The sequence below is a fragment of the Massilia agri genome (assembly GCF_024753255.1).
Classification (GTDB): domain Bacteria; phylum Pseudomonadota; class Gammaproteobacteria; order Burkholderiales; family Burkholderiaceae_D; genus Telluria; species Telluria agri.
In genome coordinates, this window is record NZ_JANUHA010000007.1 from 241,507 (window position 1) to 255,150 (window position 13,644).

The following is a 13,644-nucleotide window of genomic DNA, read 5'->3' on the forward strand; positions in this document are numbered from 1 at the left end:
TTCTGGACGGGAGGCTCGTCGAGCCCGTCCGCATTATGGCATCAGCCCTGGGCGCCCGCCATCTTTACGGCGGGCCGGCTCAAGGGCCTTCACCCAATAAAAAACGGCCGGTGTCGCCACCGGCCGTCTCGTGTCTCAGCGCATCAACGCTTTGACGAAGTCGAACTTAGAACTCGTAGCGAGCGGTCACCTGGACTGCCCACGACGATTCACCCTTGTTCTGCTTCAGGGTGTAGAACTCGACCTGGTCACGCACCTGGTAGACGTACTTGCCGTCTTGCATACCAGCGTACTCGACGATGTCACGCGAGTTCGCGCCGCCGCTGCTGAAGAAGCCGACTTCTTCGATACGGCCCCAACGCTTGTTGAGCATGTTGCCAACGTTCATGAAGTCGAACACCAGCGCGCCCTTGTGACCCTTGAACAGGCCCGGGATCTCTTGCTGGATACGCATGTCGATGCTGTTGGTCCATGGCGAGAAGCCCGAGTTACGCTCGACCACGCCGCCCTTGGCTGCGCGCAGGTCCTTGTGCTGTTCGACGACATCCCAGAAGCGCTGCTCGTTGACGCGGCTGGTCGCGGTGTCGCCCTTGAAGATGACTTCGCCCGAACCGAAGGCGCTCGGCACGTACATCAGGTCGTTCGCCTGGACGCCGTCACCGTTCATGTCGTTGCGGTAGGTCCAGCTGTACGGCTTGCCGCGACGGCCTTCATAGAAGGCGCCGAAGATCGTCTTGTAGGTGCCGAAGAAGGCCTTTTCCCAGCTCAGCGAGGCGCTGACACGGTCCTTCACCAGGTAAGCCGAGTTTGCGTCGACGTCTTCGTTCGGATTGAAGATCGAGCGGCCGCGGAAGTTCGAGCCCGAGGTCGAATTGCCGGCGTTGCTGACTTCGGTCGCGTCGGTGTAGGTGTAGGCCAGCGACCAGCGCAGGCCACGCGAACGGCTGTTGCTCAGCTGGACAGTTGCGGTGTTGCCGCCGCCCTTGTCGGTGCCTGCGACCGCGATCACGTCGCCGAAGGCGCGATTGGCCAGTGCGCGCGAACGGTGACCCGAGCAGGCGCCCGAGGTGCTGAAGCTGCCGCTCGAGGTCGAGCAGGCGACGTTGTAGCCGGTCTCGGTCCAGAACATCTGGCGGCCGTCCGGACCGATGCGGGTCGGAGCGCCCAGGTTCAGGTTCTGGAAGTAGACGCCGTTCTTGACGTCGGTGCGCATGTACTCGAGGCTCACGACCATGCCGTACCACGGCAGTTCATGCTCGACCGCCAGGTTGGCCTTCCAGACCGACGGCTGGCTCACGCCAGGCAGGATCAGGTCGACGTTGGCCGCCGGGGTCACGCCGTTGATCGCGCGCTGGTTGTACGGATCCGGGCTGAAGACGCTGTTGTCCGCTGCGCAGGCCGCGTAGCCGGCGATGCCGCAACCGGCCGTGGTGGTGACCAGGCCGTTGTTGGCGAACGGGTTGCCCAGCCAGACGTTCAGCGCCGAACCTGCGAACAGGCCGATGCCGCCGCGGATCTGGGTCGCGCGCTTGGTGTCCAGGCGGTAGTTGAAGCCGAAGCGCGGCTGGATCAGGTCGTCGCCATCGATGGTGGTGGTGTTGTCGACACCGAAGCCGCCGGTTTCCGCGACGATGTTTCGCGGGTTCGTGTTGTAGACGCCCGCCACTTTCGGGGCAGCCACTGCGGCGTTACGCAGCGGAACGTCGCTGGTCGACGCGCGATCGTAGCGAATGCCGGCGGTCAGCTTCAGGTTGCGGTTGATCGACCAGGTGTCCTGGATGAACAGGCCGGTGTTGGCCAGGGTCCAGTCGGCGGTGGCGTCGCGCAGCGAACGGCCTTGCTGTGCCAGCTGGGCCTGGTATTCGAAGGCGCGGCCGCGCTCGAAGTTTTCCAGCACCGCTTTCTCGACCACATCGGCCGAGTCGCACTTCACATTGGCCGCGAAGTTGTAGGTGTAGGTCGAGGTCGAGTCGACGCAGTTGAACTCGTAGACGCCGAAGACGTTCTGCAGGTAGGAGTTGTACATGCTGTTGCGCATGTAGTCCGCGCCGAACTTGACTTCGTGGTCGCCCTTGAGCCAGGTGGCGCCGACGTAGGCGTCCCAGGTCGTGGTGTCGAGTTCGTTCATCTGGCGGCTGCGCTCGGTACCGAAGTTCAGGCTACGCTCGCTGCGGCTGGTGCCGGCCGGCGCGCCCGCAGGCAGCTGGCCCGGGAATGCCAGGGCGATCGACGGCAGGGTCGAACCGTTCAGGTGGGTCTTGCCGCTGTCGCGGCGCGACAGTTTCAGTTCGGTCGAGAAGTCCGGGGTCCAGTCGCTGAACAGCTGGGCGACCGAGGATTCGAATTTCTTGTTCTCCGAGTACAGGTAGGAGGTCAGCGACAGCGAGCTGGCGCTGAAGCTCGGGAAGAATGGCTCGACCTGGTCGGTCTTCTGCCAGCGGAAGCTTGCGCGGTGATTGTCGTTGATGTTCCAGTCGACTTTCAGCAGGCGGTCTTCGACTTTCTGTTCGGCGCCGCTCGGGATGTTGCTGCTGCCGATGTCCATGCCGTACTTGGTCTTGGCGATGTTCTGGATGGCCGCGATGGTTTCCGGACGGATGCCGACGTTGGTCAGGCTGCTGCCGATCGGGCCATAGGACACGCCGTCCTTCGAGCTGCTCGAATTCTCGGCGCTGACGAACACGAACAGCTTGTCCTTGATCAGCGGGCCGCCCAGGGTCACACCGCTGGTCTTTTCCTTGAATTCAGGCGCTTCGTAGTAGGTGTCGCTGCTGGCGTTGTAGCGCTTGCCGACCATGCGGTCGTCGCGGTACACGTGGTACACGCTGCCGTGCCATTCGTTGGTGCCCGACTTGGTGACGGCGTTGATGTTGGCGCCGGTGTAGCCCTTCTGGGTCACGTCGTAGTTCGAGATGTTGACCTGCACCGACTGGATTGCGTCGATCGAGATCGGCTGGCGCGCGGTCGGCAGGCCGTTCGATTCCAGGCCGAAGGTGTCGGTGATCGACACGCCGTCGATGGTGATCGAGTTGAAGCGCGAGTTCTGGCCGGCGGCCGAGATTTCGCCGCGATCCTTGTCGGTCTGCGACAGGCGCGGGTCCTGGCGGGCGTAGTCGGCCAGCGAACGGGCGATCGACGCCTGGGCCACCAGTTCGGCGCGGCCGATGTTGGTGCCCGAACCCATGTTGCTGCTGTTGAACTTGTTCGACTGTGCCTGGCCGGTCACGTTGACGACCGCCACCTTCTGGCCCAGGGTGCCGTCCACATTGGAGGTTTCCGCCAGGTTGGTGTAGACGTTGTTGATGGTTTCAACCGTGCCGTCCTTGCTCATCGTGATCGTGAACGGACCGCCGACGCGCAGGCCGCGTGCGACGTAACGGCCTTCCGCATCGGTCGTGACCGTGCTGACAGAACCCGACTCGGCGTGGCGGATGACAACCTGCGCGCCTGCGACCGGCTTGCCGTCCGGGCCGGCAACGCGGCCGCTGACGGCGGAAGTGGTGTTCTGTGCGACAGCCGGCGCAGCCGACAGCACAATCGACAAAGCCAGCGCCAGCTTGGTCAGCCGGATCTGTTTGTGAGTGATCATTGTTAAAACCCCAAAATAGACTTAATAGTTATTGGACGCCGGGAGACGTCCCTCTTCACAAGTACTGCAACCCTGGTTGCCGGAAGCGGCATCGCCGGCTGCCTTGATGAACCGGGCGATTGTAGATATGAAATCTTTCATCGCAGTTACAGGCGGCCATGGAAAAACTTCAAGCATATTTGTTAACACCAATAAATATGCAGGAGCCCATACCAGCCCGACAAATACGTTTTTCCATGCGTATTTATAGGCAGAGCCTATAAATCGGTCGAAAAACGGGGGATGAAGGGGCTGAAAGGCGATGGTTCCGGGCAAAATCACAAGGCGCGATTATACGGAAGGCATTCTTCTATGAAATATTTAGAGATGTTTTTTCGGAAAAGCGCGCGAAGGGCCGGAATTTTTGTGGCAAGTTGGCCACAAAAATTATATGAAAACTAATTTTCCGAGTGTTTGCGTTTACCCAAGAAGAAGCAAACGCAGGACGGCAAGCTTGCCTTGCCGCCCGTATTGACAGGATTTCCGGCCTCGGCGAGCCGGTCCGCGGATTATTTTCCGACAGCCTGTTTCAACATTTTTGCAACATCCGCCTCGAAAGTGGCGAAGCGCTCGTCGAGCTGGCGGGTGAGGCGCGCCTTCTCTGCTGCCGGGAGGAAAGCATACTTGATGCTGTTGTAGGAGGTCCTCTTCATTTCGGCATAGTCCGGCTTGTAGCGGCTGGCGAACAGCACGTACTCGTTGGACAGGGTGTGGCGGGTGACGCCGGCGTCGTCGGTCGAGATCACGTAGGGCACGCCATATTTACGGTAGATCGTCACCGGATGGTTGGCGCCTTCGATGCCGCTGATGAAGGCGTTCGAGGTCAGGTTGATCTCGACCGGGATGTCGTCCTTGCGCATCTTTTCCAGGATGGCCGGGGCATTGCTCTCGTGGGCCAGGTCGATGCCGTGGCCGATGCGGTTGGCGCCGGCCACCACCAGGGCCTGGTCGATGTGGAACTTCAGGCCTTCCGGCGGCACGTCGCCCAGCGCCAGCTCGCCCGCGTGCATGGCGACCTTCACGTCCGGGTAGCGCGACTTCAGGAAGCGGAACATCTTCATGTGCAGGGTGTAGTCGCGCATCGAGACCATGGTGCTCTCCTGGCCGACGATGTTCACGCCCACGATCTTGTCGCTCATCTTCGCGGCCTTGAAGCCGGAGACCATCGACGAGAACACCTGCGAAGGGTCGAGCAGGCGCAGCACATAAGTCTGGTAGCGCATGGTGAAGCGCTCGTCGTCGATGCCTTCGGCGGCTTCGTGGATCTTCGTGACGAAGTCCTCGGTCTGCTTGCGGAACCCGGCATCCTGCTCGAGCACCGCCAGCCAGGCGCCCATCTGCGCATCGAAGGCCTTGTCGTCGCCCACGTTGCGCCAGGCCTGCTTGTCAAACTCCTTGTTGACGACGAATGGCGACATCTTGAACATGGTCTCGATGTAGCTGACGTTTTCCAGGATGGCGCGCTTCTTGAGCTCCTGCAGGCCTTCGCGGAAATTGGCGTTCGAGACCGGGCCGAAGAAGCCGAAGGTCTGGAAGAACAGGCGGTCCGGCGGCGGCTGGATTGCGCCGTGGTTGTTGAAGTCCTTGTTCGACCAGCGCTGCAGCAGCTCGCGGTAGGTGTGGTCGTCCGCGTAGACCTCGGCGGTGGACAGGCAGTTGCGCTCCTTCGCCGGCTTGGCGCGCTCCGCCGCCACGGCTTCCTTGTCGGTCTCGATGCGGTACGTGCGCTTGTCGACGCAGTAGCCCTGCATGTCGAGGAAGTCGACGTAGGACTCGGCGTAGACCGAACCCGAATAGTGGTGGTGCAGGTCGCCGCCCTTGGGCATCCGGGTGAAGAACAGGGTCAGTTCGGAGGTCTTCGGCTCGCCGGCGATCAGGCTCGCGTAGTGGCGGGCGGTGGCGGTTTCGTTGGCGGTGGAAGCCGGGCCCTTGGCCTGGGCGCTGGTAAGGGCCAGGGCGAGCAGGATGCCGGCGGTCAGTTTGGTCTGCATGGGTCGGTACTTTCTGGTGCGGTTGAAGGCGGGCGTGGCGCCCGCGTGACCGCGCAACTCTATACGCTTGGGTTAGCGTTTGCAATATGGCATGTAGGGTGGTCGGCTTTGCCGACCGCGCGTCCAACTCACGGACGCGCTGTGGCGACGCATTCTTTAGCTGAACGCGCGGTCGGGGGACCCGACCACCCTACCGGGTATGTACCAGCTTGCCGGCCGAATAGGTCGCCTTGACCGAGCGGTCATCCCCCAGCAGGGCGAAGGCAAACAGCAGTTCTTCCAGCGATTCCAGCTGCGCCGTGCGGCGCGCCATCAGGGGTGTCGCTTTCGGGTCGAGCACCACGAAGTCGGCTTCCGCGCCCGGCGCGAGGCTGCCGATCGTGCCTTCCAGGCCCATGGCGCGCGCCGCGCCCAGGGTCGCCAGGTAGAACATGCGCAGGGCCGGCAGGTAGCTGCCCTTCAGGCGCGCCACCTTGTATGCTTCGTTCATGGTCTGCAGCATCGAGAACGAGGTGCCGGCGCCGACGTCGGTGCCGAGCGAAAGCAGCGTACGCGCGCCGTCGGCCTTCTCGAAGTCGAACAGGCCGCTGCCCAGGAAGAGGTTGGAGGTCGGGCACACCGCTGCCGCCGACCCGGTGGCCGCCATGCGCGCGAAGTCCTCGTCGTCCAGCCAGATGCAGTGGCCGAACAGGGCGCGCGGGCGCATCAGGCCGAAGCGCTCGTAGACGTCCAGGTAGCTGCGCGCCTGCGGATGCAGTTCGCCCACCCACTTGCACTCGTCCTTGTTTTCCGACACGTGGGTCTGGATGAAGGTGTCGGGATAGGCTTTCGCCAGTTCGGCCGTCGCGCGCAGCTGGGCGTCGGTCGAGGTCGGGGCGAAGCGCGGCGTGATCGCGTAGAGCTGGCGGCCGCGCTTGTGCCATTTGTCTATCAAGGCAGCGCTGTCGCCCACCCCACCCTCCAGGTCGCGCAGGAAGTCCGGGCAGTGGCGGTCCATCAGCACCTTGCCGGCCACCATGCGCAGGTTGCGCGCCTCGCTGGCCTCGAAAAAGGCGTCGACCGATTGCGGGTGCACGGTGCAGTAGACGACGGCGGTCGTGGTGCCGCAGCGCAGCAGCTCGTCGAGGAAGAACTCGGCGGTCGCGCGCGCGTGCGCCGGATCCTCGAAGCGGCGCTCGGTCGGGAAGGTGTAGGTCTCCAGCCAGGGCAGCAGGCCCGGGCTCGGCGAGGCGATCATGTCCGTCTGCGGGTAATGCAAGTGGGTGTCGATGAAGCCCGGGGTGATCAGGTGGCCGCGCATATCCTGCACGGCGGCGTTGGGTGGCAGCGTGGGCGCGAGCGCGGCGTAGTCGCCGGCGGCTTTGACCTTGCCGTCTTCGACGATCAGAAGGCCGTCTTCATGCCAGGCGTAGGCCTTCTCATCGAAGGCCGGGTCGGCGTGAAAGTGCAGCAAGCTCGCTCGGTAGGCTTGCATGGTCTGAGGTGGGGTGGACATCTTCTTATTCCGTTGAATCTTCTGGTTGGCGGCTTGCAGCTTCCCATACAGAGAGCAGCTGCGCCGCCACGGAGGCCGCGATCACGGCCGGGGCCTTGCCCTCGATGCCGGGCAGGCCGATGGGGCAGACCATTGCGTCGATGCGGGCATCCATCACGCCGCGTTCGCGCAGGCGGTGTTCGAACTGGCGGCGCTTGGTATCACTGCCGATGAGGCCGAACCAATCTCGATTGTGCAATGGGCCGGGGCGGGACAGTATCGCGTGCGCCAGGCGCAGGTCAAGGGCATGGCTGTGCGTCATGACCAGAAAGGTGGTGCCCTGTGGTGCGTTTTCAACAAGCGCTTCGGGCGTGTCGGTGGCTTCGACGGTCACGTTGGCAGGGACCGACGGCGGGAACAGGTCCTCGCGCTCGTCGACCCAGGTGACGCGGCAGGGCAAGTCGGACAGGGCACGGACGATGGCGGCGCCGACGTGGCCGGCGCCGAAGAGCATCAGGTGCGCGCGCGGGGCGAGGACGGCGTCGACGAGCCAGAGGCGGCCGTCTTGTTCCATCACGTGGGTGCCGGCGCTAGGGTCGAAGGCCGGGGCGTGCTCGCCCGCGAGCAGACGGCCAGCGGCGTCGATTAATGTAGGGTGGACCGGGCCACGAGAGGCGGGTTTCCCGTCCGCGCGTTCAACAAGTGCATGGTCTGCCGCATCGTTCGCCACTGCACATACGGGAGCTGAACGCGCGGACGGCGGAGCCGTCCACCCTACGAAAACCACGCGCCACGTGTCTTCGTTGCGGCGGCGATCCAGCAGCGCCAGTTGCTGTGCATCCGCCGGCTCGAAGGCCAGCCAGGCGATCCCGCCGCAGCACTGCCCCAGCTTGGGCCCGAGCGGAAAGCGTTCCAGGCAGGCCTCAACAGCGCCCTGTTCCAGCATCGCGCGCGCCATTTCGAGCGCCCGGTGCTCCAGGTGCCCGCCCCCGATCGTGCCGCGAAATCCCTCGGCATCGACCAGCATGCGCGCGCCCGGCTCGCGCGGCACGGAGCCCTCGACGCGGGCGACCGTCACCAGCACTGCCGGCGCCAGCAGCTTCCGTGGCAGCCAGTCGCTCAACCCGCGCTCGCAGCGGATTCGACGGCCGCCACCGCCTTGAGGATCTCTTCACAGGTCGCCGGCGCATTCAGCGGCGGATTGACCTTGTGCCCGCCCACGCTCGACACCGCGTCGCGGATCGCGAAGAACACCGAGAACGGCAGCAGCAGCGGCGGCTCGCCCACGGCCTTGGAGCGGTGGATGCTGTCCTCGACGTTGCGGTTCCTGAAGAGGCGCACGCGGAAGTCCTGCGGGCAGTCGGAGATGCCCGGGATCTTGTAGGTCGAGGGCGCGTGCGTCATGAGCTTGCCGGCCGGGTTCCACCACAACTCCTCGGTGGTGAGCCAGCCCATGCCCTGGATGAAGGCGCCTTCGACCTGGCCGATGTCAATGGCCGGGTTCAGCGAATTGCCGGCATCGTAGAGGGCGTCGGCGCGCAGCAGCTTCCATTCGCCGGTGAGCGTGTCCACCACGACTTCCGACACCGCGGCGCCATAGGCGTAGTAGGAGAAAGGATGGCCGCTCATGGTCTTCGGGTCCCAGTGCAGGCCCGGGGTGGCGTAGAAGCCATCGGACCAGAGCTGCACGCGCGCCAGATAGGCCTTGGCGACCACTTCGCCAAAGCGCAGCGCCTGCCCCGCCACGAAGACGGTGTCGTCGGCAAAGCGGACCTCGGATGCGTCGGCGCCGAACTCCGCAGCGACGAATGCGGCCAGGCGATCGCGGATCTTGCGCGCCGCGTCCTGGGCGGCCTTGCCGTTCAGGTCCGCGCCGGTCGAGGCGGCGGTGGCCGAGGTGTTGGCGACCTTGCTCGTGTTGGTGGCGGTGGCGCGCACGCGGTCCAGGTCGACGCCCAGTTCGTGGGCGACCACCTGCATCACCTTGGTGTTGATGCCCTGCCCCATCTCGGTGCCGCCGTGGTTCACCAGGATCGAGCCGTCGACGTAGACGTGCACCAGCGCGCCCGCCTGGTTCAGGTGGGTGACGTTGAACGCGATGCCGAACTTCACCGGCGTGAGCGCCAGGCCCTTCTTCAGCACGGGACTGCTGCGGTTGTACTCGTCGATCGCGGCGCGGCGGGCGCGGTAGTCGCTGCTGTGTTCCAGCTCGGCGACCAGCTCGTGGATCACGTTGTCGACGATCACCTGGCCGTAGGGCGTGACGTTGCGATCGAGCTTGCCGTAGAAGTTCAGGCGGCGGATGTCGAGCGGGTCGCGGCCGAGGTTGCGCGCGATCTCGTCGATCACGTACTCGATGGCGATCGCGCCCTGCGGCCCGCCGAAGCCGCGGAAGGCGGTGTTCGACTGGGTGTTGGTCTTGCCGCAGGCGGCGCGGATGTCGACGTCGGACAGGTAGTAGCTGTTGTCGAAGTGGCAGACGGCGCGGGTCGCGACCGGCCCCGAGAGGTCGGCCGAGTAGCCGGCGCGCGAGACCATGTCCACTTTCGCGGCCAGGATGCGGCCCTCGCGGTCGTAGCCGACTTCGTATTCGTAGTGGAAGCAGTGACGCTTGCCGGTGACGAGCATGTCGTCGTCGCGGTCGGCGCGCAGCTTCACGGGACGGCGGGTACGCACCGCGGCAATCGCCGCCGCAGCGGCCCACAGCGCCGACTGCGATTCCTTGCCGCCGAAACCGCCGCCCATGCGGCGGCACTCGACCGTCACGTGGTGGGAATGCAGGCCGAGGGCGTGGGCCACGACGTGCTGCATCTCGCTCGGGTGCTGGGTCGAGCAGTAGACGTGCATGCCGCGGTCTTCGCCGGGGATGGCGTAGGCGATCTGGCCTTCGAGGTAGAACTGTTCCTGGCCGCCGACGTGCAGCTCGCCTTTCACGCGATAGGGCGCGCTGCCGAAGGCTGCTTCGGCGTCCCCTCGTGCAAGCCGCATCGGCGGCAATACGAAAGACTGCGCGGCGCGCGCCGCCTGCGGGGTGAGGATGGCCGGCAGGTCCTCGTAGTCGATCCTGGCCAGCTTGGCCGCGCGGCGCGCATTGTCGTGGCTGTCCGCGACGACGATGAAGACCGGCTGGCCCACGTACTGGACCAGGCCGTCGGCCAGGATCGGGTCGTCGTGGATGATCGGTCCGCAGTCGTTCAGGCCGGGAATGTCCCGGGCGGTGAGCACCGCCACGACGCCGCGGCTGGCTGCTACGTGCTCGAGATCGATGCCGAGGATGCGCGCATGGGCGCGGCTGGACAGGCCGAGGGCCGCGTGCAAGGTGCCCGCCGTCTCGCGGATGTCGTCGCTATAGGTGGCCTGGCCGAGTACGTGCAGCAGGGCCGATTCGTGCGGGCGGGCGCGGCCGACTTCGGTCCAGCTGCTGTCAAGCTCACGGGCGAGTACGGGATTGGCGGCGTCGTTCATGTGCGTTCTCCTTCAGGCCTGCGCGAAGGCGTTGACGGCAAGGGCCGGCAGCGGATCGTCGACACGGGTCTCCAGCCAGAAGCGGCGCAGCAGGTTCTGCGCGGCCTGCATGCGGTATTCGCTGGAGGCGCGCATATCGCTCAGCGGCGCGTAGTCCTCGCGCATCGCCGCCATGGCGCCGCGCATCGCCTCTTCGTTCCAGGCCTGGCCGATCAGGGCGGCTTCGGCCTTCGATGCGCGCTTCGGCGTGGCGGCCATGCCGCCGAAGGCGATGCGCGCATCCGCGACCACGCTACCTTCGAGCGTGAGGGCAAAGGCGGCGCATACCGCCGAGATGTCCTGGTCGAAGCGCTTGGCCAGTTTATAGGTACGGAAGCGCACACCCGCGCGCGGCAGCGGAATGCGCAGCGCCTGCACGAACTCGCCCGCCTGCAGGTCCTTCTGCTGGTAGCCGAGATAGAAGTCTTCCAGCGCCAGCACGCGCTCGCCCGCCGCGCCGCGCAGCACGATCCGGGCGCCCAGTGCGATCAGCCAGGGCATCGAATCGCCGATGGGCGAACCGTTGGCGACGTTGCCGCCCAGGGTGCCGGCGTTGCGGATCGGCAGCGAGGCAAAGCGCTGCCACATCTCGCCAAGCTCCCCGGGATAGTGGCGGCACACCGCGGCATAGGCATCGTTCAGGCTCATGCCGGCGCCGATCTCCAGCATGCCCCCGCTCTCGCGCATGCCCTTGAGCTCCTCGACCTGGCCGACGTAGATGATCTCGTTCAGCTCGCGCATCTGCTTGGTGACCCAGAGCCCGACGTCGGTCGAGCCGGCCAGCAGCAGCGCAGTGGGACGTTCGGCGCGCAGGCGCGCCAGTTCCTCGAGCGAGCGCGGCACGTGGAAGCGCTGGCCGCGCGCCTCATAGCTGAAACCATGTGCGCGCTGGAGCAGTTGCAGGCGTTCGGCCAGCGCGGCGCGATCGAAAGCGGCGGGCGGCAGCTCCACCATGCGGCGGGCCGCGTCGATGATGGGGCGGTAGCCGGTGCAGCGGCACAGGTTGCCCGACAGCGCGTCGTCGATCTGGCAGCGCGAGGGCTGGCGCCCGGAAAGCCCGTGGCTTTCCTGCTTCAGGTACATGCCCCACAGCGACATGGCGAAGCCCGGGGTGCAGAAGCCGCATTGCGAACCGTGGCATTCGACCAGGGCCTGCTGGACCGGATGCAGGCTGCCATCCGCCGCCTGCAGGTCCTCCACCGTGAACAAGGCCTTGCCGTCCAGGGTCGGCGTGAACTGGATGCAGGAATTCACGGCCTTCATCGCGAGCTTGCCGTCTTCCAGCGAACCGATCACCACCGTGCAGGCGCCGCAGTCGCCCTCGGCGCAGCCTTCCTTGGTGCCGGTGCAATGCAAGTCCTCCCGCAGGTGCTGCAGGATGGTCTGCGTGGGCGACGCATCCCGTACTTCGTGGACGGCCCCGCGGTAGAAGAATCGGATCGGTTCGGACATGGTGGCTGGCTTTCAGGCAAGGGCGGAAGGCTAACACCGCCGGACCCTCGACTTATAAGATTATCTTGATATTGCTTATCAATATATTCGTATATCTAATGGAACACCCACACCCTTCATTCTAGGAAAGGATGCACCGTTTTCCAGTGATTCGCGATATCGATGCGCCGTGTGATCCAGACCCGCTCGTGCCCCTGCACATAATCGAGGAAGCGCGCCAGCGCCGCCGCCCGCGCGGGACGCCCGACCAGGCGGCAGTGCAGGCCGATCGACAGCATCTTCGGCCGGTCCAGGCCGTCCGGGTCGCCTTCCGCATACAGCACGTCGAAAGCATCCTTCAGGTAGTCGAAGAACTGGGTGCCGGAATTAAAACCCTGCATGGCGGCGAAGCGCATGTCGTTGGTATCGAGCGTGTAGGGCACGACCAGGTGGGGCACCCGGCGCCCTTCCCCTGTTTCGACCTGCTGCCAGAACGGCAGGTCGTCGCCGTAATGGTCGGCATCGTAGGCGAAGCCGCCATGCTCGACCACCAGGCGGCGCGTGTTGGGCGAATCGCGACCGGTGTACCAGCCGAGCGGCGCTTCGCCGGTCAGCTCGCGCATGATCCCGACCGCTTCCCGCATGTGGGCGCGCTCGGTGGCCTCGTCGACGTTCTGGTAGGAGATCCAGCGCAGGCCGTGGCAGGCGATCTCGTGCCCGAGTTCGCGGAAGGCGGCCACCGCATCAGGATTGCGCTTGAGCGCCATCGCGACGCCGAACACCGTCAAGGGCAGGCCGCGCTCCTCGAACAGGCGCAGCACCCGCCACAGTCCGGCGCGCGAACCATATTCGTAGAGCGACTCCATGCTCATGTGGCGCATCGGGAAGGCTTGCGCACCGATGATCTCGGACAGGAAGGTCTCGGAAGCGGGATCGCCGTGCAGCACGCAATTCTCGCCGCCCTCTTCATAGTTCAGCACGAACTGCAAGGCGACCCGGGCTCCGCCGGGCCAGCGCGCATGAGGAGGCTTGCGGCCGTAGCCGGCCAGGTCGCGCGGGTAGTTCGAGTAGCTGTCCATGGCGTCAAGGAATGAGCGGGTATACGCCTGACTATATATTGCATGATGCACAACGGTATATGATTGCCCGCATACTTCAACTCAATCGGGGATTATGTCAGCCATGGCCAAACTGTCCACGCACGTACTCGATACCGCCCATGGCCGCCCTGGCGCCGGCGTGAAGCTCGAGCTGTACGCCATCGACGCACGCGGCCGCACCCTGCTCAAGACCGCCCACACGAATGCGGACGGGCGCTGCGACGCCCCTCTCCTCGAAGGTGAGCACTTGCTCACAGGGCAGTACGAACTGGTCTTCCACGCCGGCGACTACTTCGCCGCCCAGGGTGTCGACCTGCCCTCCCCACGCTTCCTCGACCGCATCGCGATCGCCTTCGGCATCCATGACAGCGCCCAGAACTACCACGTGCCGCTAGTGCTCACGCCCTGGTCCTACTCCACTTACCGTGGCAGCTGACAAACATCGTTGGTGTCAGGTCTGACATTCGGACACGGCCTCGACAGTTGCCAGGCCTTAAGGCAGAGCTCGTGTCCATT

Annotated in this window: 8 protein-coding genes; 1 reads left to right on the top strand and 7 read right to left on the bottom strand. The window is 65.0% G+C overall.

Features of this window, described 5'->3' with window-relative positions; translation table 11 throughout:
* Positions 1 to 166: 166 nt before the first annotated feature.
* The 7 genes from NX780_RS12640 to puuE form a co-directional block, all read right to left on the bottom strand.
* Complete coding sequence (locus tag NX780_RS12640) at positions 167 to 3,589, bottom strand: TonB-dependent receptor (RefSeq protein WP_258828211.1); 3,423 nt, start codon at positions 3,587 to 3,589, stop codon at positions 167 to 169.
* Between the two features lie 548 nt (positions 3,590 to 4,137).
* Positions 4,138 to 5,619 (bottom strand): amidohydrolase family protein, encoded by a 1,482-nt coding sequence (locus NX780_RS12645; RefSeq protein ID WP_258828212.1) that lies wholly within the window; start codon positions 5,617 to 5,619, stop codon positions 4,138 to 4,140.
* 190 nt (positions 5,620 to 5,809) lie between these two features.
* Positions 5,810 to 7,114, bottom strand: a complete 1,305-nt coding sequence (gene guaD / locus NX780_RS12650) for a guanine deaminase (RefSeq protein ID WP_258828213.1) — start codon at positions 7,112 to 7,114, stop codon at positions 5,810 to 5,812.
* Between the two features lie 4 nt (positions 7,115 to 7,118).
* On the bottom strand, positions 7,119 to 8,216 hold the full coding sequence (gene xdhC / locus NX780_RS12655; RefSeq protein ID WP_258828214.1) for a xanthine dehydrogenase accessory protein XdhC: 1,098 nt from the start codon (positions 8,214 to 8,216) through the stop codon (positions 7,119 to 7,121).
* Positions 8,213 to 10,558 carry a xanthine dehydrogenase molybdopterin binding subunit gene (xdhB, locus tag NX780_RS12660; protein WP_258828215.1) on the bottom strand — a complete coding sequence of 782 codons (2,346 nt, stop codon included), beginning with the start codon at positions 10,556 to 10,558 and terminating at the stop codon, positions 8,213 to 8,215. The genes xdhC and xdhB overlap by 4 nt, the downstream gene beginning before the upstream one ends.
* A gap of 12 nt (positions 10,559 to 10,570) precedes the next feature.
* The gene (gene xdhA, locus NX780_RS12665) at positions 10,571 to 12,049 is read right to left on the bottom strand and encodes a xanthine dehydrogenase small subunit (RefSeq protein WP_258828216.1); all 1,479 of its coding nucleotides are present in this window, start codon (positions 12,047 to 12,049) and stop codon (positions 10,571 to 10,573) included.
* A 116-nt stretch (positions 12,050 to 12,165) separates the two neighbouring features.
* Positions 12,166 to 13,107: an allantoinase PuuE gene (puuE, locus tag NX780_RS12670; protein ID WP_258828217.1), complete on the bottom strand. Its 942-nt coding sequence runs from the start codon at positions 13,105 to 13,107 to the stop codon at positions 12,166 to 12,168.
* Positions 13,108 to 13,210: 103 nt separating this feature from the next.
* On the opposite strand from puuE, the gene uraH reads away from it, so the two are divergent.
* Positions 13,211 to 13,564, top strand: a complete 354-nt coding sequence (gene uraH / locus NX780_RS12675; protein WP_258828218.1) for a hydroxyisourate hydrolase — start codon at positions 13,211 to 13,213, stop codon at positions 13,562 to 13,564.
* The last annotated feature ends 80 nt before the right edge of the window (positions 13,565 to 13,644 follow it).